We start from the raw sequence: 20983 nt of genomic DNA on the forward strand, positions 1-20983 counted from the left end.
GGCTGGAACCGCGCAGGAACTACTTCGTGGTCCTCGATGAGCTGTGGCGGGCGCTGCGCGCCGGTAAAGGCATGGTGGACCGGGTGGACGCCCTGACCCGTTTGAACCGCTCCGTCGGTGTCGGGCAGATCATGATTTCCCACACCATGTCCGACCTGCTGGCACTGCCGGCCGAAGAAGACCGGATGAAAGCCCGCGGATTCGTGGAACGCTCCGGCATGGTCATCTGCGGCGGCCTCCCGGCCTCCGAGATGCCGCTGCTGACCTCGGCCATTCCGCTGTCCCGGCAGGAGCAGCAGAAACTCATCTCCTGGCAGGACCCGCCCGCCTGGGACTCCCGCGGCGCCGACATCGAACCTCCCGGACGCGGGAAGTTCCTCATCAAGGTCGGCGGCCGGCCCGGAATCCCCGTCCTCGTGGGACTGACATCGCTTGAGCAAGGCCCGGACGGAGTCAACGACACCGAAGGAAAGTGGAGAGAGATCCCGGAAACGCTCCTCGAGCCAATGACCCCTGACGTGCCGGCCGAGGGAGGCACGTTGTGAGTGCACCGAACCGTAAAGGAATGGGCCTCGGGGATGCCCTGCTGGTCTGGTTCGCCGTTGGTTTCATCGTCGTCTTCGGCGGCGGGACCTACGCGGCCGCCCACCTGGGATCCTGGATGGCCGGCATCAAAGCACCGCCCGCACATCCGATTGATCTGATCGCCGGGCTGGTCAAGGGCCGGGTGCCCTGGCCCGTCCAGTCCACCGTCGCGGCCGCCCTCATGGCAGGGGTGGTCGTGGTTCTGGCTATCGTCGTGCTCGTAGCCTGGAAGAAGGGCGCGTCCAAGCGTGCCCGCGTCGACAAGGCGGCACGGTACCTGGGTCGAGGGAAGTCCTTGGCTGCGTTCTCCGAGAAGGGCGCGAAAGCGACGGCGGATCGGCTGGGAGTGACAGGCACGCCGGGCATCGTGGTGGGCAAGGTTGTCTCCACCGGCCAGACGTTCATTCAGTCCTGGGAAGACCTCAGCCTCGATATCTGGGGTCCCCGGACCGGTAAGTCGACCTCACGGGTTATGCCCGCGATCCTGGACGCACCGGGTGCTGTGGTGTCGACCTCCAACAAGCGTGACGTGGTGGACGGCACCCGCGGCGTCCGCGAACTCACGGCCCCGGTATGGGTGTTCGATCCGCAGAAGATCGCCCAGGAGGAAGCACAGTGGTGGTGGAACCCGCTCTCCTATGTCACTGACGAAGAGAAGGCGTACAAGCTCACGCAGCACTTTTCTGTCGGTTCGCGGGTCCCGGGGTCCAAGCCGGATGCCTACTTCGACCCTAAAGCCGAAGACATCCTTTCCTCGTACTTCCTCGCGGCCGCGCTCGGGGAACGGCCCATCACGCAGGTCTACCTGTGGGTGACGGAGCAGGTGAACCGGGAACCGATCAACATCCTGAAAGAGCATGACTACGAGCTGCAGTACAAGGGCCTGGAGTCCACGCTGGAGCTGGCCGACAAACAGCGCGACGGTATCTTCGGCACCGCAGAGAAGATGATTCAGTGCCTGAAGTCCAGGAACACGCTGCGCTGGGTCGCTCCGATGGGTGGTGCGACGGTGGCCACGGATGCCCGCCGGCAGTTCAATCCGCACGCTTTCGCGGCCTCTCAGGAGACGATCTACATCCTCTCCAAGGAAGGGGCCGGCTCCGCTTCCCCGCTCACCACAGCGTTGACGGTGGCGATCGCTGAGGCGATGGAGGAACGGGCCGAGCGCAGCGGCGGCCGTCTGCCCAAGCCTGCGATGTTCGCCCTCGATGAGTTGGCCAACGTCGTCCGCTGGGCAGCCCTGCCGGATCAGTTCAGCCACTACGGCTCCAAGGGCCTGATCGTCATGGGCATCCTGCAGTCCTGGTCCCAAGGCGTTGAACTCTGGGGCGAGGCGAACATGCGGAAGATCTGGTCGGCCGCGAACGTTAAGGTCTACGGGGGCGGCGTTGCTGAGGAAGGTTTTCTTCGGGCGCTCTCGGACCTGATCGGGGACTACAGCTACACCAACGTTTCCGTTTCCTCCGGAAAGTCCGGCTCCAGCCGTTCCCGGCAGGAGGGCAAGGAGCGCATCTTCGATGTCTCCAACCTGGCGGAGCTGGACCGCGGCCGCGCCGTTGTCCTCGCCTCCGGTGCACCCGCCACGCTGGTCCGGACCATGCCTTGGTACACCGGCCGGCACAAGGACGCCGTGGAGGCGTCGATCAAGAAGTACAGCCCACGCCCGGAGGAAGAGGCAGTCCCGGTTCCTGCCCCGCCGATGGCTAATCCCTGGGTCACGGAGTAAGGAAGCAGTCACTCATGGCAGATGATTTCGGATTGTTCGATACGGATACTCCCGCCCCCAGTCCGAGCAACAGTGAAGGTGAAAAGACAGAGAAGGCGCCGGAGCTCGTCTACGGCACGGCGGAAGAGTTCCTTCACGAGCAGCTGCTGCCGACATACGTCCGCAGCGTCACGGGGAAGTCCGCGAAGTGGTGTATCGAGTGGTACTTCCACCCCGAAGCCGTCTCACGTGTCGCGGCCCTCTGGCGTTCCTGGGAACACCTGCGCCTCGACCCGGCCACCGGCATGAGCGTCTGGTGGCGCGACCACGCAGACCACCACATGGGCGTCCTCCTGGGCACACAAGGCCCCTTCTACAACTGCGACATGAAAGAACATCGCGACCCCGAACACCTGGAACCAAAGATGGCACCCGCTGGCTGGTTCCCAGATGTGAGGCTCAACAACTAGAAGTAGGACTGTCCAGGCGTAGCGCCAAAAACCGAGCCCGTTCCAATTTCTGGTTTTACGCGTCCTACGCCTCTCAGGGCATCACCGTGCTCCATTCATGGACGTCACCGTACTCCGTGGCTGTGGGCGAGGGCGATAGCCTCGGTCCGCGAGCCGACGTCGAGCTTTTTGAAGAGGTTCCGCACATGGAACTTGACGGTGTTTTCGCTGATGCTTAGCGCTGAGGCGATGGTTCGGTTGCGTTGTCCGGCGGCGAGATGCTGCAGCACTTCCAGTTCCCTGGCGGCCAGGTTCCATCCGGTGACGTCCCCTGATGGGCCGGCCGGCGCGTCCAGCGGGAGGGTAACGGAGACATCTGCGCCCCAGCCTGGCATGACCTCGATCTGCATCTGCCCGGTGAGGGCCTGGACCCGGCGGTCAAGCCGGCCCAGGCTCGGCGCGTCGGCGGCGAGAGTACCGCCGCCGTCGTCGCGGACGTTGATCAGCAGATTTTCGCCATCGCAGTCCCATTGAGCACGGACTCGCCGGACGTCGGGTTGTTCCATCATGGCCAGTATCAACCCGCGGACGATGGCCCTTGCCGCATGCGCGACTTCGCCTGGGAGGGCCCGGCCGTTCAACGGCGGTTCGATGAACTGAACGTCGATGCCGCTGAAGCGCATGAGGGGCCGCATGTCCTCCCGCAGGCGTTCGAACGCCGTGGCTACGGGTTCTTCGACCAGATCAGTCGTGATCGGCCGGATCGCGCACCGCCGGATCACGGACTCGGCCAACGAAGCCGACCCGCAACGGGCGCTGGAGAACATCCGCCGCACGTACAAGGCCGGCGACACTGACCTCGCCTGGACCCGCCTGACCAACTGGCGGATCCAGCTCGCCGCGGCCCTGGACCAGGACTCATCCCCCGTCACGGCGGTGACCGTCGAAGGCGCTTCCGACTCCCCTTCCATGATTTTGCTGGCGGCCTGGCTCACGCTTGCCCTGGACGCGCCGGTCACGATCGTGGCGGACCCGGCCGGTACCGGGATCCGTCGTGTGCGGCTCACCCGCACCGGCGGCGACATCCAGCTGTTCCGGCCGGGCCTCACCGTGGCGGAACTGAGTCAGCCCGGGCAACCGGTGCAGCGCATCTCCCTGCCGCGCCGGAGCCTGAAGGACTGCCTCGCCGAGGAACTCCGCCGCCTCGACCCCGACGAAGTCTTTGGAGAAACGCTCCGAAATCTAGGAACTGCCCCAGTGCCTCATGAAGGACTTGAGACGTTGATTGTGAAGAAGGAGCAGGGGCAGGATCTGAGCTTGTCCCATCTGGTCTCCATTTGATAGAACCGCAAACGACGACCTATACAGGCGGTCGGACAGCTATTGAGAGCCTCAATCCATACGCGTCCCCCATAGAGAGTCAAAGCGGTGAGGCACCCTGCGTTGCGATAGACGATAGCCACGGTGGCCATCTGGGGTGCCCCACCGCAGCTTGCTTGCAGACCGTTCTCGCCGGTTCTGCAACAGATGCGCGCGTCGACGCCGTTTCAGGCGCTCAGGGGGGACTGTGTAAGAGTTGGCCGCGGCCATTCCATCACTTGTGCCGTCCAGCCCGTGATGCGGCTGCCAGCAAAGGCGGGCTGTCGAAGCCCATGAGCTGGTAGGCCCGGCCGTGGGGTTAGTCGACGTTAGATCTTTCCCCTTGCCTCATCCGTTGCCGAACCGATCTTCTTGGCTTACGATGCGGGATCCGTTCGCCCATTCCTTAGCCCGCGGCTTCGCCACCGGCCAAGCTTTTCCCCCTCCGGCTACACGTAAAGGCTCCGCAAAAAAACCGCTTACGCACCGGGCTATGAGTGGGCTCGTTGAGTTTCGACTGAAAGGGTGGAATCGCGTCCCGCAACATCTGCGTCCGGAATTTCCAGGGGTTCTTCGCTCCGGTCTTTGACTACGGAAACTGCGACGATGGAAATGACGGACGCGGCGAGAAGGTACAGGGAGATCGACGCGGTGGAGCCCGTCGTGCTGAACAGGTACGTTGCAATGGTTGGCGTGAATGCTCCGCCGATAAGTGCGCCCAGACCATAGGCTATGGATGCGCCGCTGTACCGGACCCTGGCGGGGAACATTTCGCAGAAGAGTGCTGACTGCGGGCCGTAGGTTAGACCCTGGCCGAAGGAGAGAAGGACGACGGCCAGCAGCAGCAGCGGGAAACTGCCGGTATTGATGAACCCGAAGAGCGGAAAGGCGATCGCCATTTGTGCGATAAAGCCGATCTGGTAGGTGCGCTTCCGGCCGATGCGGTCCGACAGCGGACCGGCGATCCAAGTAAAGATAAACCATGTAATTGAGGCCACAACGACAGCCAGAAGGACCGTGTTGCGGTCCATGCCCACAGCACCCGTGGCGTAGGAGGTGATGTAGCCGCCGACCAGCAGGTAGCCGCCGACGCCGTTGCCCATGAAGATCAGTGCGGCCAGGACAACGTGGCGCCAATGGAAGCGGAACAGCTGACCGAGCGGGGTGTTGGATTCTGCCTTCTTTTCCTTCAGCTCAGCAAAGACAGGGCTTTCTGAAACATTACGGCGGATGAGTACACCGGCGATGATCAGAATGAAGCTGAGCAGGAACGGAATCCGCCAGCCCCAGGCAAGGAAGTCTCCGTTGGGCATCACCGTTGATAGAAGGGTGATCATGCCGATTGCCAGGACCATGCCGGCCGGCGCACCCAGCTGCGGGTAGACACCAAACTTTCCGCGCTGTCCATCCGGCGCGTGTTCGACGGCCAGGAGCGCTGCCCCACCCCACTCGCCTCCTGCCGAGAGTCCCTGGAGAATGCGGCAGAAGACGAGCAGGATGGGAGCTGCAATCCCGATTGAGGCGTACGTGGGCAGCAATCCGATGGCGAAGGTGGCCCCGCCCATCAGAGTGAGCGTGATGACCAGTACAGCGCGGCGGCCGAACTTGTCTCCCAGGTATCCGCCCCAGATAGCCCCGAGCGGGCGGAAAACGAAACTGACGCCGGCGGTAGCAAACGCTACGAGCGTTGCCGCGGTTCCGCTGAGAGGTGAGAAGTAGAGCTGGGCAAAAACGAGGGCGGCTGCGTTCGCATAGATAAAGAAGTCATACCACTCGATCGTTGTACCGACTGCAGTCGCCCAGGCGACTCTCCGGTGTTCCCTAGCTAGGGATGATTTTTTGAGAGTTGTCATTTGTCGAATCCTGACTATTATTGGCCTCGCTCCGTGCACTGATCAGCTCTGAAGGCGCAGGGGCTGGCGGAGGGATTTTTGGCTAAACAGGGTGTGGGAGGGCGCCTGAAGTGATCAAGGATCGTGTCAGGCCCGGTTGCGGTTCCAGGGAAGTGGTGGCAGCGATGGCCCGGTGGAGTGCGGCGGCAATGCCCTCCGGATCATGTGCATCACAGACTGCGGCAATGTATGCATCGGGCCGGATGATCCAGACATCATGCGTCGATGACTTCAGCTGGAACTGCAGCGAACCAGCTGGATCGATGTCGGAGATTTTCAGAATGGATACGGGCGCCGGGCAGTTGTCCCGGGCGAGAGTCTGGATAGATGCGGCATCCACGCGGTCACCCAGCAGCAGCATCATGCCTTCCCTCGCAATGCGGCGGATGCGGCGTTCGGACCCTGCAATTGTCACCGCCGCGTCGGGCAGGATCACACCGGGCCCGGCATCGGCCAGTGTTCCCTTTGCCGGGCGCCCGGCAAAGGGGCGCTCGGGATTCGGCGTTGTCAGCGCCGAGTCCGAATACCAGAAAGGCTCGAACAGCCGCCCGGAATTGATGTTCTTCCGGGCCCCCGGATCTGTCAGGGCCTGCTCAAGGCACCGGGTCCGGGTCTCCTTCTGTTCTGGTGTCTGGGGCACCAGGAAATCCATGGTTTCGGACGTCACGGCGATGTTTTCCACTGCCGCCGCCCGGCGTTCAGCGTCATAGGAGTCCAGCAGGCTTTCATCAGCCCAGCCGAGCAGCACGAATGCCAGCTTCCAGGCCGCGTTTTCGGCATCACCGATGCCCGAGTTCAGGCCGCGGCCGCCGAAGGGCGAGACAAGATGGGCCATATCGCCGGCAAGCAGCACCTTGCCGACACGCATACGGTCGACCACGCGCGAATGGAAACGATAAACCGACTTCCAGACGATCTCATAGGGTGCATCGCCGATGATGAGACGGATCCGGCGGTCGAGCCCGCCGGTGGCCGCGTCCTCCTCGAGGTCGTAACCAGGGGGAACCTGCCAGTCAATGCGGTACTGGGAATCCGGGCAGGGGTGGATGAGTACCTGGCGGCCCGGGTTCCACTCCGGATCGAAGTAGAAGCGGCGTTCCCCTTCCCAGCCGTCCAGTTCCGCCCGGATGTCGCAGATGAGGAACCTGTCGCCAAAGGTCCGGCCGTCCAAGGAGACGCCAATTTCCTTACGCAGCTCATCCGCGCGCGCCCCGCAGGCTGCAACGGCGTAGTCGCCGGAGAACTCGTACTCGGATCCATCCTGGCAGACGGCGGTGGCGGTGACCCCGGCAGCGTCCTGGGCGATGCCGCGGACAGTGCGGTCCCAGAGGACTTTGATGCGTGGCTGTTCGGCGATCTGCTCATCCAGCAGCTGCTCGGTGCGTGTCTGGGAGAGGTTGACGAACGGTGGGAACGGTGAGTCGGCGGATTCGAAATAGGTGTCGCAGAACAGCTCGTGGGAACCATAGTAGGTGCGGGAACGGCTCCAGGTCAGTCCTTCCTGCGCGATCTTGGCGCCGGCCCCCACGTGCTCCCAGACATCGAGGACATCGCGGTGCTGAGCGAGGGCCTTCGATCCGATGGAGTCCCGTTGGATGCGGCCGTCCAAGAGGGTGACATTGATTCCGCGCTTTGCGAGCAGCAGGGCGGTGGTCTGTCCGACCGGCCCGTTCCCGAGAACCAGTACATGCTTCGTGTTCATGGCACAGTTGTCCCTTGCATTGTGATGTGAAGAAAATTTTCGATGGCCCCGTGCGGGAAGTGCCGTGCGGCCTTCAACCTGGGGAGCGCATGCCGGTGCGGCCCGGACTGCTGGGATCAGTCGTGGAGCTGAGCCCAGACTTCGCGATCCCGCTCCATCGTCCAAATTGTCGGATGGTCGGTGCCGTTGAGTTCCTCCCACAGGCGGGAAACGTTGAACGGAAGACAGTGCTCGAAGATCGGCCAGTGTCCATATGCCTCGTGAAGCGAGGCATGGCAGGCGGCGAAGGCTTCCTTCATTGTGCCTCCCCGCTCCTGCACAGCCGACGCTTCGCGGATCATCGTGGTGAGGAAGGTACGGCTCTGTTCGATCGCCGCGTCCACGGCGTCCCTGCCCCGGCTGACAGTGCCACGTCCACCGACCAGCTGTTCGGCACCGAAGGTCTTCACCCTATCCAGGGTTTCGTTGGCCCACTCGAGGTGGTAGGCATCTCCCGTGTAGAGCGCGGCCTGGGCTTCAACGAGGTCGCCGGCAAAGAGGATCTTTTCCTTGGGCAGCCAGGCCACGACGTCCCCGCCTGTGTGGCCGCGGCCCACATGCTCGAGCACCAGGTCTCCCCGGTCTCCGCCTAGGTCGATGGTCAGCCGGTCGGCAAAGCTCAGGGTCGGGAAGGTCAGGCCCGGGATCGAGTCCGAGTCCTTCGCCAGACGCGGAAACCGGCCGAACTCGCTGTCCCAGTCCTCGTGGCCGCGCTCTTGGATGAGTCGGTGCGTGTTCTCGTGGGCAATGACTGATTCTGCTCCGAATCCCGGTGCTCCGAGGACCCGTACCGCATGGTAATGCGAGAGCACCACATGGCGTACGGGCTTGTCGGTGTGCTGGCGCAGGATGTCCAGCCACCGCCTGGTGGCCACCGGAGTGGCCAGCGTGTCGAAACAGACGAGGAAGTCCTCGCCCTCGATGGCAGCGACGTTCGGGTCGCCTTCGGCCGTGAGCGCGTAAACGCCGTCGGCCAGGACTTCAAGCGTCTGCTTCTTGTCCTCAAGGTCGGCTACAGAAGCAAAAGTCTTCGTTGACATGATCACCTTTCGTAAAACCTTATACAAAGTTTTACTCACTGTAACCCAGCACACGTTCCTAGGGAAGGGTGACTTTAGGGAATTCTCCGGACCGCTGGGGGCGGCTGGCTATTCTCGCACTCGCCCGCCGACTTCCTGCCGGTGGGACATCAGTTTTTGCAGAAGCATGATCAGCAGCTGCTGCTCCACATCGGTCAGGGCGGAGGCCCAGCGCGCTTCCTGTTCGTTCTGGTCCTGGAATGCGCTGCGGGCATAGTCCCGTCCTTGGTGGGTCAACTCGAGCATGATGGTGCGCCCATCGGTCCCGGAAGCGCTCTTTTGCAGCATGCCCCTGGCGATGAGTGTGGTGGTCAGGCTGGAGACGGCTGCTCGGCTCATTCCAGCCAATTTTGCAGCTTTGCCGGGCTCGATCGGCCCGGCCAGCCAAACGACGAACAGCAGCCGGAAAGCGGACCAGGACACGCCCCGAGGGCGGTGTACCGAGGATTCCAGATCGTAGACCACCAAGTTCGCGGCGCGGGTCAGTGTGATGATGACCTTACTTGCCATTGCATCCTTGACGTCGAGCTCCTCGACAATCCGCTTCCCGGTGAGTTCGACAAAGGACCAGTAGTCCAGGTTGCTCAGGTCCTGCGGATTCTGGCTGCTCGCGTTCTCTGTCATTTCGTCAATCTACCGTGGATGCCCGCGCTGCGGCCTGTACCGGAGCGTCCCGCTGGATGCACGGCGACCCCTCGCATTTTTTTGTATAAAGCTTTACCATCAAACAAGTACAAGGTTTTACAATTTTCGATTGACCCATGATCTAAGGAGTGCAGTATGGCGTTCTACCGTCAGTTGGGTTCTCTCCCCAAGACCCGGCATACCCTGTTCCGCGCCGATTCCGGCGCGATCTACTACGAGGAGCTAATGGGCGAGGAAGGGTTCTCCTCGGACTCCTCACTGCTCTATCACCGGACCATTCCGTCGGCCATCGTCGGCGCCCGAATTTGGGACCTGCCGGAGCAGTCCCTGGCCCCGAACGCCCCGCTGGTTCCCCGGCACCTGAAACTCCATGAGCTGTTCACCGAAGAGCAGGCCTCCGCTACGGAAGCAGTGACGGGCCGCCGGCTGATATTGGGCAATGCCGACGTCCGGATCAGCTACGCCTGGGTCGGGACCACCTCTCCGCTGTACCGCAACGCCACCGGCGACGAATGCGTCTACGTCGAGAAGGGCGCCGCCGTCGTCGAAACCGTCTTTGGCCGGTTGCCCGTCAGTGAGGGTGACTATGTGATCATTCCGCGGGCCACTACGCACCGCTGGGTCATCGAGGACGGGGATACGGCACGGCTGTATTTCATTGAGGCCAACAGCCACATCGGCCCGGCCCGGCAGTACCTGTCCAAACACGGGCAGCTGCTGGAGCACGCGCCGTACTGTGAACGGGACCTGCGCGGACCCGAAGGCCCGCTCCTGGTGGAGGAGCATGACGTCGACATCTACATCAAACACCGCGGCGCCGGACCGAACGGGCTGGCCGGCACCATCCACACCGTCCCGGAGCACCCCTTCGACGTCGTCGGTTGGGACGGTTGCCTCTACCCTTACGTCTTCAACATCAATGACTACATGCCCATCACCGGCAAGGTCCACCAGCCGCCGCCCGTGCACCAGGTCTTCGAGGGCAACAACTTTGTAATCTGCAACTTCGTCCCGCGCAAGGTCGACTACCACCCGCTGTCCATCCCCGTGCCGTACTACCACTCCAACGTGGACTCGGACGAAATCATGTTCTACGTCGGCGGGGACTACGAGGCCCGCAAGGGCTCCGGCATCGGGATCGGCTCCATCTCCATCCACCCCGGCGGCCACGCCCACGGCCCGCAGCCCGGGGCCATCGAAGCCAGCCTCGGCAAGGACTACTTCGACGAGCTCGGCGTCATGGTCGATACCTTCCGCCCCCTGGACCTGGGCGAAGCCGCCCTCGCCTGCGACGACGGCAAGTACGCCAGCTCCTGGAGCGGGGGTAGGTGGACCCATGAGTGAGTCGCGGGCTTCGGGCCTGGACGGCTTCTTTGATGATGCAGCGGTGTTTCCCCCTGGGTCGGCATCCTTGGACACCGCTGTCCGCGATCATCTGGGGAGGCGATCCTCGCGGATTGAGCCCTTCACAGGGCCGCTGCTGCTGGGTCTGCATCAGGTGCCTGAGGCCCACCGGCTGGCACTGGAAACTGCAGGCCGCCTGGGACTTGACCTCTCGGCGGACCCGCTGCGGGTCGGCGTCGTCGTCCCCGTAGGCGGGCTCCAGGACGCCCTTGAGCTGGAGGCGCACGGCATGGACGGCACGCAGGTCGTCAGCCTTGAAATGAAAACCCCCGCTGATGACTGGCAAACGGGCCTGGCCGCCCTTCAACAGGCAGACACTTCGGCGTCCCGATACTCCGAGTTCACGGCCGCCCAGATCCTCCAGGGCGCCGCGGCTGCCCTGGAAGGCGGGAAGGTGCACCTGAAATTCCGCACCGGCGGCCTGGAAGCCCGGCTCTTCCCCACATCGGAGGAGCTCGCGGGAGTTATCGGGGAGGCCGTCAGACGGCAGGTTCCATTCAAGCTCACCGCGGGCCTGCACCAGGCCGTCCGGCACACCGACCCCACCACCGGGTTCACCCATCACGGATTTCTTAACATCGCCTTGGCCACCGCTGCAGCCGCCCGGGGCGCGGGACCCCGCCACGTCATGCAGATCCTGGAAAACGAAGACGGGGCCGGGCTGGCCACTGAAGCGGGAAGCCTCAGCACAATCTCCTGGAGGCAATGGTTCCACTCCTTCGGTACCTGCAGCATCAACGAACCGCTCGAATCACTGGCGGCCTTGGGGCTCGACCCGGCCGCCTTCGACCACTTTGGATCCGGCATCCCAGCCACAGCACGATCTTCACACACTCCCGATCACGAGAGGGCTCGCTCATGACAGCCATCGAAACCGGCAGCATCGCCGATTTGTTCACAGCAGACGGCTTTGGACTCGGACATCTTCCGTACGCGTCCTTTACCGCGCCCGATAGCGGTTCGCCCAGCCTGGGCATCCGCATCGGCAACCACGTCCTGGCGGTTTCGGCAATTACAGGCCTTGCCGCCGATGCTTCCCCCGAACTGAAACAGGTCGGTGACGGCGCGAATCTGGACCTCCTGCTAAAGGGCGGCAGGCAGGTCTGGGACCAACTGCGGACGCTGATCCAGGAAACCCTGGCGGACGTCTCCGTGTCGGCCAGGCTGAAGGACCAGTTGCACCTCGTCAGTGATGTCGAACTGCATATGCCGTTCACTGTCGGAGACTACGTGGACTTCTATGGCAACGAGCACCACGCTACTAACGTCGGAAAAATCTTCCGGCCGGAGCAGGCGCCGCTGACTGCAAACTGGAAGCACCTCCCCATCGGCTATCACGGCAGGTCCGGTTCCATTGTTGCCAGCGGCACCGCCGTGCCCCGCCCGAAGGGGATGCGGCCGGAACCGGACGGCACACCATCCTTTGGACCGTCCAGGCGGCTGGACATTGAAGCGGAAGTCGGCTTCGTCCTGGGTGGCAGTGCTCCTGCCGGGGAAATCCCGCTGGATCAGGCAGGAGAGCACATTTTCGGTGTAGTGCTCACCAACGACTGGTCGGCCCGGGACATCCAGGCCTTCGAGTACGTCCCCCTCGGGCCGAACCTCGGCAAGTCCTTCGCAACCTCGATCGCAGCCTGGGTCACTCCCGTCACCGCGCTGGATCCGGTCCGGACAGCACCTCCGGCACGGGACATCCCCCTGGCAAAGTATCTCGATGACAGCAGCACCCAGTACTGGGGATTCGACCTGCAGATCGAGGTCCTCCTGAACGGAGAGACAGTCTCCCGGCCTCCCTTCGCCAGCACGTACTGGACAGCAGCCCAAATGCTCGCCCACATGACCGTCAACGGGGCCGCGATGCGTCCCGGTGACTTTTTCGCCGGCGGCACGATCTCCGGACCCGAAAAGAATCAGCGCGGATCGTTCCTGGAACTGGCCTGGGGCGGGGAGGAACCACTCGTCCTCGCCGACGGCACCGAGTTCACTTTTCTCCGCGATGGAGACGAGGTGACCCTCCGCGCCACCGCAGACATCGGCGGGGAGACACACATCCGGCTCGGCGACTGCGTCGGCAAAATAGTGCCGGCAACTGCCGCGTGAACAGCCGCTGTGGTGGGCTGCGCCTGCCCGATCCCCCATGCCGGCCAAGGTCGGCCGCAACCAGCCCCAGAGGTGCGGCGGCATCTGAGAGGTGCGGCTGCCCAGCGTAAGATCAGATCGCCCGCAGTTCCTTTACGAACCGGGGGAGGGGCTTCCAATGAATGACCGGCATCTCCTGCTGGACCAGACAGTTCACAGGTGTGCCCGGCAGGAGGCCCGTCCGAAGATTCGTTGCGGGCCGTCGAAAGAGAGGACGACATGAAGTTCACTTTTCGTCAGCTCGAGTATTTTGCGGTTCTGAGCGAGCACCCGACTCTGAGTTCAGCCGCAGCCGCCTTGCATGTGTCGGAGTCGGCGCTGTCACATTCCATCACTGACCTGGAAAAATCAGTGGGGGTTCAACTCTGCCAGCGAAGAAAGGCCAGAGGCCTGTCGCTTACTCCGGCAGGCCGCTACTTTGCGGAACGGGCCCGGATGCTCATCCAGGATGCCATTGAGCTGGCAAACGAAACTTCAACCGCGGACGGCCATTTGAGGGGCCCGGTACGGCTGGGGTGCTTCGCAGGTGTGGCTAACAACGTCCTGCCGACCCTGCTGGAAGGGTTTCCCAAAGCCCACCCCGATGTTTCGATCGAGCTGACTATAGGAACTGATGACAGTCTCCTGCCTGGTTTGTATGGGGGAAAGCTCGATTTCGTCATTCTTTATGACATGCTGCTGCCCCCGAACCTGCATCGTCGGACCATTTACGAAACGGAAGTGACAGCAGTCGTACCGGGTGCACACCGGCTCGCCGGCCAGGAGTCCATCAGCTTGGCCGATTTGATAGACGAGCCTTTTATTATGGTGGATTCCAGACCAAGTACAGAAAACACCTACCGTATCTTTCGGGAGCAGGGGCTCGTCCCGCGCATGTCAGCGTCGGTTCCGTTGGTCGAGCTGGCGAAGGCCCTCGTGGGGCGCGGTTTGGGTTATAGCCTGCTGATGTCCCGGCCGAACGCTACGAACCTGACAACTGAGGGCCGCGAAATTGCAGCACGTCCACTGGCTCCGCGTGCCGGCCTTTCCTCTGTGGTTGCTGTCTGGCCCGAGGGGTTTGAGCTGACCCCCCGGGCCAGAGCGCTAATGGACTTCGCCGCCGGTCGTTTGGGAGGTTCCTCCAGCGGCTAAGGACCCGGTCTGATCTGAGTGGGGGTTTAGAGGTCAGGACTGAGCTGTTTGATGAGGGAGCGGATGTCGTCGATGTCTTCCAGGGAATCCACTGAGGCCACGAGGGAGCTCTCCCGCTCGGCCGGTATGCTCTGCCCGGCATAGCTCAGGCAGTCCCGGAACCGCTGCAGGTGTTCTTCCTGGGAAAGCGGGTTGCCGGGAAACCCTGGGGCGGTCTCGATGGAGCGCGAATAGGCCGGGTGCCCTGAACGGTCGATGGTCAAGCGTGCAGCGGTATGACCCACTTCATCCAACTCGTGCGCCTGCTTGACCCTGATGCGTTGCATCAGGGCGCCAACAGAGGAATCAGCAACCGACTCTGGGCGGAAGTGCTCAAGACGGGAATCGCCCCGTAGGAGCGCGTTGGCCACACAGTATTGTGCGCTGAACTGGGCATTGACCTTCGGCGTGTCGCCCATCTCAAAAGGATGCCCAACGAGTCGAAACGCGTACGGCGGCAGATGAACCTCGACCTCCTGTATGTCGTCGACATCGAATCCGGGGCTTCGGACCGCGTCCAAGGCCAGTTCAGTGACGCTCTGCGTCACGCCACAGCTCGGAAACTTCTTGAACACCATCCCGGTGAGCTCGTACTCAATGCCGATGCCCTCGAGCAAAGTAGCAGGGTCTTCGCTGCCGCGGCCGAAGAGCCGCATGTAGCCGTACGTGCCGCCGAGAAAATTGCGCGGACCGGTGAGCCCTGCCCTGGCCAGTTGTACGCACTCAATCGCGATTTGAGCCACCCAGCCTTGGATAAGTCGAACGGCCAACGACCCATCGATGTTGCTTTGGAAGCTGCCGCCACAGCGGTTAAACGCCAGCGCCAGGGCATGGAGCGTTTCGTCCTCCGACAGCCGGGCCACACGTGCCGCCGCGGCTGTTGCACCCATAACACCTGCAACCCCCGTGGGGTCGAACCCGCCGTACTGCTCTTCAGTCAGATTGAGCCTGGAGCCGGTCTCAAGTCCGGCGATGACGGCCGCCAGAAAATCCTGCCCGGAACAATCCTGAAAGAGTTCACTCGCCGCCAAGGCTGCGGGCACAACTGAGGAGCCCAGATGCAGCCCGGGTTTCATGGCGTCGCAGTAGTCCAGGGCCCGGGCCATTGCCCCGTTGAGCAGCGCGGCGCTTGAAGCCGGCACTTTGTCACCAAAGACCCACGTCGTGGCCTCCGGTTGTCCGCCACGTTGGACAAGGACGGAACGAAGGCTGGCAATCCCGTCCTCTCCTGTCCCGGCGAGGGCCGTGCCTAAGACGGTCAGGATCACTTGCTTCGCGGTGCCCACGACGTGCCCAGGAGCTTCCTCGGCCTGGACGTTCCGGATAAACGCGGCGAGCTGGCGCTCTATATTCATGGTGAAGTCCTCATAGTGTTTAGTACCCTCACGGTGACCGGACGGGGTGGTTCAGCGGCTCATCTGGCGCCGGCAGGGGCGGCTGAGCGCGTCTCCTCGGCGAATTGCCGCAGCGAAAAACCTTCGCGTTCCGCGGCTTCTTTGGTGGGTCCCTGACCTGCTGCCAGGAGCCGGCGGGCAGCGCCGTGATCTGCTGGGGAATTGACGGATTCAACGGCCACCAGGCGCCCGTAGCGAAAGCACAATGTGGAAAACTTTGCCCCGCCCAGGTCACCCGCGGTTACCGTGTCATCGGCTGGGTCGGACAGCCCCGCGATCTGGAGCCTGTGGGGGCCTTGAATTGACCAGAACCACGGAAGATCGACGTAGGGGTCTTCGCGGCCAACAATCGTATGTGCAGCGCTGCGTGCTTGATCGGTTGCGTTTTGAATGGACTCGAGCCGTGTGCGTGTTCCTGTATGGATGTTTGGGAAATTCGCGCAGTCGCCGACGGACAGGATCGCCGGATCAGAAGTCCGCAGCGCCTCGTCAACGACTACGCCATTGTCCGTTTGTAGTCCGCACTCGGCTGCAAGCCCGTCATTGGGTGTGACGCCAATGCCCACGACCACGAGATCGGCGGCGTAGGTTGCGCCGGTCGTGGAGATGGCGGCTGCCACGCGTCCATCCGGGCCCGGCTCGAAGGCTGTGATGCCCTCACCCAGGCGCAAGTCCACGCCCAATTCGCGGTGAGCAGCAGCGAACCAGTCTGCTGTTGGCCGGGTCAGCGCCCGGCCCATGGGACGTGGGCCATGCTCAAGAACCGTTACGCTGCAGCCGTGAGCGCGAGCCGCAGCGGCGAACTCCAAACCGATGAATCCTGCACCGATCACCACGACGTGGCGCGCCAAGGGCAGTGCCGCGTGCAGTGCTTCTGCGTCGGAGAGCCTCTTCAAGGAATGGATGCCCGGGAGTTGTGCGCCGGGGCACTGCAGTCCGCGGGTACGGGCACCCGTGGCCAGGACGAGCCAGTCGTACGCCAAGACCGCGTTGTCGGCCAGGGTAACGGTGCGGGTCTCGCGGTTGACGGCGACCGCGCCGGCTTCCTGCAGAGCGACGTCCTTTTCGGTGAAGAACGATGCCGCCCGCAGAGGTAAGGGCAGAGGTTTCTTGCCCGGCAACAGATAATCCTTCGAGAGTGGAGGTCGCTGGTACGGAAGCCCTGGTTCGTCGCTAACCACCGTTATCTTGGCGGCGTAGCCCGCGGACCGGAGCGAATCTGCGACCTGCAGCCCGGCGTGTCCTGCCCCTATGATGACGACAGCCATGGCCTAACGCTGGGCTTCCGGAATGTCGACAACGATGGAATCCAGGCCATCTCCCAGTTGGATCTGACACCCAAGCCGCGACCGGTCGGTTCTCTCGGCGGTTGTGCAATCAAGCATTTCGTCCTCGTCCTCGGCAGGCTCGGGAAGTTCGTCCAAAAATTCCGGTCGGACGTAGACGTGGCAGGTCGCGCACATCGCCTGTCCGCCGCATTCGCCGACGATGCCCTTTACTCCGTTGCTGACGGCAGCGTGCATCAGGGTTGTGCCAACCTGAACTTCAAGGCGACGTTCGGACCCATCAGGCTGGGCGAAAGTTACTGTGGCCATGGTTTCTCCTGGGTTCAAGGGATTGGTAAGCATTGACGGCCTCGGGTCAACTGGCTCGGGCTTCTTCGGGCTGGACGGTGGGAGCAACTCCGAGGTCTTTGTTGCGGCCGTCCCTGACGGTGCTGACGGTGACAAGGGAGATGATGCTGAGGGCAATGATGTAAAGCCCGATTGAGGGGGACCAGCCGGTCGCATTAATTAGCAATTGCGCAACCATTGGGGCAAACGCACCGCCAAGGATGGTTCCTATCGCGTATCCGATGGAAACGCCGGAATACCGGACTTCGATGGGGAACATTTCTGCATACATGGCACACATGGGCCCGTAGGCGAAACCCAGCCCGAAGGTTAGAACGATGGTCGCCAGCCCCAGGAACCAGATGTTCGCTGTGTCGATCAACAGGAACATCGGGATCATCCAGAGGATGACAGCTGCGTAGCCGATCTGAAAGGTCTTGACCCTCCCGATCTTGTCGGAGACCACTCCGCTCCACAGCGTGGTGGCCAGCCAGGCCACCGCGGCAAGGCTGATTACGGCAAGCACCGGAGTCTGTGCCATGCCCAGGGTTTTGGTGGCGTAGGAGGAAATGTAGGCGATGAGGAGCCAGCCGGCAGCGTTGTTTCCCATGAAAATCAGAGCGCATTTGGCTACGTCCTTGAAGTGCCCCTTGAATAAGAGGCCCAGAGGTGCCGAGGACTGGCGCCGACGCGTGAGAAGTTCCGCGAAAGCGGGGCTTTCATCGACCGACCTGCGGATAAAGAAGCCAAAGACGATGAGGACAACCGAGAGGAGGAAGGGAATACGCCATCCCCACGCGACAAACGCTTCAGGACCAACGAGCAGTGTCAGCCCGGTAAGAACCAACGACGCCATCAGCATGCCGACGGGGACACCTACTTGAGGGAATGCCCCGAACAGGCCCCGCTTGCCCTTGGGAGCATGCTCCACGGCCATGAGCGCAGCTCCGCCCCATTCGCCTCCGGCTGAAAGTCCCTGCAGGATTCGCAGGACCATAAGGAGGACAGGGGCCCAGACGCCGATCTGGGCGTATGTGGGCAGTATGCCCATGGTGGCGGTTGCGCCGCCCATCAGAAGAAGTGTAACGACCAACATTTTCTTGCGTCCCAGGCGGTCTCCGAGGTGACCGGCGATGATGGCACCAAGGGGTCGGAAAAGGAAACTAATACCGATGGAGGCGAACGCGACGATCTGCGCCACTGCAGGGCTGTCGGCACCGAGAGGCTGGAAATAGAGCTGACCGAATACCATCGCAGCCGTGGTGGCGTAGATAAAGAAGTCGTACCACTCAATGGACGTTCCGACGAGGGTTCCAACAAGGACCCGCCGTTTTTCCGGGGGCAGGGCCCTCAATACTCCTCGAGGGTGGGTAGCAGAAGCTGAAGCTGACATAACAAACTCCTAATAAGGGGGTGAAGCAATGCGCCAGGACCATTGCGTAGGGGGTGCGGGTAACTGCGGCCCTAACGGGAAGGGCCGCAACCCTATCTGCGTGATGTGGGATGTGGGGTGCGGGGCCGGAACCTTGGTGCGCCGGTGTGTGGTTCAGGACCAGGTAATGGGAAGCTGGGTTAAGCCTCGGAATACCCAGCCGTTCCAAACAGCGGACCGCTCAGTGTCGACCCGCAGTTCCGGAAGCTCTTCATAGAGCAGGGGAACCGCGATGCGCCCTATCGAGATTCGCGCAGCCCACTGTCCTGCACAGAGGTGGACTCCGCTACCGAACGCCATGTGTGATTGCTTGGGCCGTGAAATATCAAAGTCGTCAGGATCTTGTCCAAAATGCCGGCGGTCGCGGTTGGCCGAGGCCAGTCCGAGCCCGATAGATGCGTTCGCGGGCAGTGAGTAACCCTCAAGCACCGTGGCGCGAGTCGTCTCTCGTGGGGCCATCCCAATTGGAGAAAGCCAGCGGACAGTCTCATCAAAGACCGCATCCCACAAACCGTCACCGTTCAACACTCGCATGCGCTGTTCCGGGTGTTGGTCAAGGGCCCAAATCGAGTTTGTGATCATATGCTGCGGCTCGTTCATGCCCCCGGAAATCATCAGCTTGACGTTGGCGGCAACATCGAAGTCGCTCAAGCCGCCGTTGGCGAGAGCCGAAATCAAAGATGAATTCGGTGTGCGGCGGTAGTAGGGAATGAGTTCCCTCAGCACCGCATCAACTTCTTCCTGCGAGGCGTCACAGCGGGTCCATATGTCGGCACGGTCCAAGACATTGGCAATACCATCAATGAAATCAGAGGACCACCTTTGCATGTCTGATGCATCGGCATCCTCCAGTCCGAGGAGATCAATCAAATTCTGAGCAGCCAAAGGGGCCGCGAAATCTGTATTCAGATCAGCGTGCTCCGGACCTCGATCTTTCAACGCGTCCAAGTAGAATCGGGCATTGCGTTCGAACCTGGGGACCCACGCTTCATTTAGATTCTTCGGCCGCAGCGCGGAATTGACCGCTTTGCGATCGGCTGCGTGTTCCGGATCATCTTTGCGTAGCATCGGCCGTGCACCCAGAGCCTTAGCCATCGCCCCGCTGCTGACGTTTGCCGAGTACACCGATTGGTCTGACTCGGCTTCTCGACAGCCTTCGAAGGTGGTTACCAGGAACTTGTTCAAGCCCGGAATCCACGCAACAGGAGACTCTTCACGCAGGCGCTCGTACGTCGGGTAAGGATCACGGGACAGCTCAGCAAGATCGACCCAATCCGCCACCGGGGGCTGCTGAAAAGTATCGGCGTGGTCAAGAACCTGAACGGCGGAATCGTCGGGCCGCGCCGTCTGCCCGAACGGGCAACCAGAGTCTGTGGATTGGGTCATTGCAGCTGATCCTCCTTGATCACAATGTCTATGTGTCGATAGTCACAGCCCACATACCTTTAGTAAAGTGAAGAATTCCGCACATAAACTTCGATTTTTTTCATGTATGGAGCCCTCTGACTGGTGGTCAGGCAAGGCAGCGCACTTCCGGCTGCGAGCCTGCTGTCCGTCGCGGTGCGTGCCTCCCGGGTCCGGCAAGCTCCCGGGCTACTCTGTTTGGGACCCAAGGAGGTGCCAGTGGATTCCAACAACGACGTCGAGAGCCCGGAGCCAGTTCCCGGCCAAGAAACCAGCAGCCGTGAGGCAGCCGAGGCCATGTGGAGGTTTGTGCACGCCGAGTTCGGCTTGCTGACCTCGCAGGAGATGGCTCTCCAGCTGGGGATCGCGGACCCGGACGATGTCCGCAGGCTCTATTCCGAAGGCCGGCTGGTCGCGATCCACCGCGGCGGCCGGGTGCTCTACCCCGGATTTCAGATCGACCCCGAATCGCGAACCATTCTGCCGGTCTTCCATGACCTCCTGCGCGCTGCCGAGGAGGCGGTGCGCCACGAGTCGGCGATGATCTCATGGCTTGTGCGCCCAAGCAGCTCTCTGGACGGGGCCCGGCCCGTGGACCTTCTCGATGACCCCGAACGGATCCTGGCCGAGGCCAGGACATTGTTGAACGCGGGGTCCTGAGACGCTGGGGTTGTCAGCTTTGCTTGGACTACTACGAGTGGCAGAAGACCGAGGATGGCAAGAAAGAGCTGGGAGACACAATCCAGAGGGTTCTGGCCCTTGTGGGACTCATAGGGACTGTAATTGGAGCCGGCTTTTCAGGAGCCTTTGATGCGTTCAAGTGGGCCATCATCGAGGAAGTACAGCGTAAGGATGCCGCCGTCCGCGGGGCGATGGACGTCGTAGAACGTAGAGAAGAAGTACGCCTCTAGACAGAGGGAACAAAGGGGAAGGGGTGTCACTGTTATAGGTGACACCCCTTCCTTGCCTCAT

The 20983-nt window shown here is 62.3% G+C and carries 17 protein-coding genes and 3 pseudogenes; 10 read left to right on the top strand and 10 right to left on the bottom strand.

Features of this window, described 5'->3' with window-relative positions:
* The 3 genes and pseudogenes from ACSQ1X_RS21505 to ACSQ1X_RS21515 all read left to right on the top strand — a co-directional run.
* Window positions 1-545 (top strand): annotated as a pseudogene (locus ACSQ1X_RS21505) (ATP/GTP-binding protein); the annotation flags it as partial.
* Window positions 542-2311: a type IV secretory system conjugative DNA transfer family protein gene (locus ACSQ1X_RS21510; protein ID WP_436059387.1), complete on the top strand. Its 1770-nt coding sequence runs from the start codon at window positions 542-544 to the stop codon at window positions 2309-2311. The pseudogene ACSQ1X_RS21505 and the gene ACSQ1X_RS21510, both read left to right, overlap by 4 nt.
* 14 nt (window positions 2312-2325) lie before the next feature.
* Window positions 2326-2760: a DUF4913 domain-containing protein gene (locus ACSQ1X_RS21515; RefSeq protein WP_436059388.1), complete on the top strand. Its 435-nt coding sequence runs from the start codon at window positions 2326-2328 to the stop codon at window positions 2758-2760.
* A 104-nt stretch (window positions 2761-2864) separates the two neighbouring features.
* On the opposite strand, the pseudogene ACSQ1X_RS21520 reads toward ACSQ1X_RS21515, so the two are convergent.
* A pseudogene (locus tag ACSQ1X_RS21520) lies at window positions 2865-3491 on the bottom strand (LuxR C-terminal-related transcriptional regulator); the annotation flags it as partial.
* 1 nt (window position 3492) lies between these two features.
* Between ACSQ1X_RS21520 and ACSQ1X_RS21525 the strand changes: the two are divergent.
* Window positions 3493-4080 (top strand): annotated as a pseudogene (locus tag ACSQ1X_RS21525) (glucose-6-phosphate dehydrogenase assembly protein OpcA); the annotation flags it as partial.
* 509 nt (window positions 4081-4589) lie between these two features.
* On the opposite strand, the gene ACSQ1X_RS21530 reads toward ACSQ1X_RS21525, so the two are convergent.
* The 4 genes from ACSQ1X_RS21530 to ACSQ1X_RS21545 all read right to left on the bottom strand — a co-directional run bounded on the left by ACSQ1X_RS21530 (window position 4590) and on the right by ACSQ1X_RS21545 (window position 9434).
* Window positions 4590-5951, bottom strand: a complete 1362-nt coding sequence (locus tag ACSQ1X_RS21530; RefSeq protein ID WP_436059389.1) for an MFS transporter — start codon at window positions 5949-5951, stop codon at window positions 4590-4592.
* Between the two features lie 82 nt (window positions 5952-6033).
* Complete coding sequence (locus ACSQ1X_RS21535; protein WP_436059390.1) at window positions 6034-7893, bottom strand: FAD-dependent monooxygenase; 1860 nt, start codon at window positions 7891-7893, stop codon at window positions 6034-6036.
* On the bottom strand, window positions 7809-8771 hold the full coding sequence (locus ACSQ1X_RS21540; protein WP_436059391.1) for an MBL fold metallo-hydrolase: 963 nt from the start codon (window positions 8769-8771) through the stop codon (window positions 7809-7811). The genes ACSQ1X_RS21535 and ACSQ1X_RS21540 overlap by 85 nt, the downstream gene beginning before the upstream one ends.
* Window positions 8772-8879: 108 nt before the next feature.
* A complete protein-coding gene (locus ACSQ1X_RS21545; RefSeq protein WP_436059392.1) occupies window positions 8880-9434 on the bottom strand; it encodes a MarR family winged helix-turn-helix transcriptional regulator in 555 nt (184 codons plus the stop codon).
* 156 nt (window positions 9435-9590) lie between these two features.
* Here ACSQ1X_RS21545 and ACSQ1X_RS21550 point away from each other — a divergent pair, with 156 nt between their 5' ends.
* From ACSQ1X_RS21550 to ACSQ1X_RS21565, 4 genes are all read left to right on the top strand, one after another.
* On the top strand, window positions 9591-10799 hold the full coding sequence (locus tag ACSQ1X_RS21550; RefSeq protein ID WP_436059393.1) for a homogentisate 1,2-dioxygenase: 1209 nt from the start codon (window positions 9591-9593) through the stop codon (window positions 10797-10799).
* Window positions 10792-11721, top strand: a complete 930-nt coding sequence (locus ACSQ1X_RS21555; RefSeq protein WP_436059394.1) for a hypothetical protein — start codon at window positions 10792-10794, stop codon at window positions 11719-11721. Before ACSQ1X_RS21550 ends, ACSQ1X_RS21555 begins: the two co-directional genes overlap by 8 nt.
* The gene (gene fahA, locus ACSQ1X_RS21560) at window positions 11718-12959 is read left to right on the top strand and encodes a fumarylacetoacetase (RefSeq protein ID WP_436059395.1); all 1242 of its coding nucleotides are present in this window, start codon (window positions 11718-11720) and stop codon (window positions 12957-12959) included. Before ACSQ1X_RS21555 ends, fahA begins: the two co-directional genes overlap by 4 nt.
* Window positions 12960-13217: 258 nt before the next feature.
* Window positions 13218-14129, top strand: coding sequence for a LysR family transcriptional regulator (locus tag ACSQ1X_RS21565; RefSeq protein ID WP_436059396.1), 912 nt, complete (start codon window positions 13218-13220; stop codon window positions 14127-14129).
* 26 nt (window positions 14130-14155) lie between these two features.
* Here the strand turns inward: ACSQ1X_RS21565 and ACSQ1X_RS21570 are convergent, their stop codons facing one another.
* The 5 genes from ACSQ1X_RS21570 to ACSQ1X_RS21590 all read right to left on the bottom strand — a co-directional run bounded on the left by ACSQ1X_RS21570 (window position 14156) and on the right by ACSQ1X_RS21590 (window position 19993).
* A complete protein-coding gene (locus tag ACSQ1X_RS21570) occupies window positions 14156-15523 on the bottom strand; it encodes an MmgE/PrpD family protein (RefSeq protein WP_436059397.1) in 1368 nt (455 codons plus the stop codon).
* Window positions 15524-15582: 59 nt separating this feature from the next.
* Entirely contained in the window at window positions 15583-16830 is a 1248-nt protein-coding gene (locus ACSQ1X_RS21575; RefSeq protein WP_436059398.1) for an NAD(P)/FAD-dependent oxidoreductase, read from the bottom strand.
* A 3-nt stretch (window positions 16831-16833) separates the two neighbouring features.
* On the bottom strand, window positions 16834-17157 hold the full coding sequence (locus ACSQ1X_RS21580) for a 2Fe-2S iron-sulfur cluster-binding protein (RefSeq protein ID WP_436059399.1): 324 nt from the start codon (window positions 17155-17157) through the stop codon (window positions 16834-16836).
* A gap of 46 nt (window positions 17158-17203) precedes the next feature.
* A complete protein-coding gene (locus tag ACSQ1X_RS21585) occupies window positions 17204-18568 on the bottom strand; it encodes an MFS transporter (protein WP_436059400.1) in 1365 nt (454 codons plus the stop codon).
* A 153-nt stretch (window positions 18569-18721) separates the two neighbouring features.
* Entirely contained in the window at window positions 18722-19993 is a 1272-nt protein-coding gene (locus ACSQ1X_RS21590; protein WP_436059401.1) for a cytochrome P450, read from the bottom strand.
* 237 nt (window positions 19994-20230) lie between these two features.
* Here ACSQ1X_RS21590 and ACSQ1X_RS21595 point away from each other — a divergent pair, with 237 nt between their 5' ends.
* Window positions 20231-20671 (top strand): hypothetical protein, encoded by a 441-nt coding sequence (locus tag ACSQ1X_RS21595; RefSeq protein WP_436059402.1) that lies wholly within the window; start codon window positions 20231-20233, stop codon window positions 20669-20671.
* Window positions 20672-20694: 23 nt separating this feature from the next.
* Window positions 20695-20922 carry a hypothetical protein gene (locus ACSQ1X_RS21600; protein WP_436059403.1) on the top strand — a complete coding sequence of 76 codons (228 nt, stop codon included), beginning with the start codon at window positions 20695-20697 and terminating at the stop codon, window positions 20920-20922.
* The last annotated feature ends 61 nt before the right edge of the window (window positions 20923-20983 follow it).

It is taken from the genome of Arthrobacter sp. LjRoot78, from assembly GCF_964254335.1.
In the GTDB taxonomy this organism is placed as follows: Bacteria; Actinomycetota; Actinomycetes; order Actinomycetales; family Micrococcaceae; genus Arthrobacter.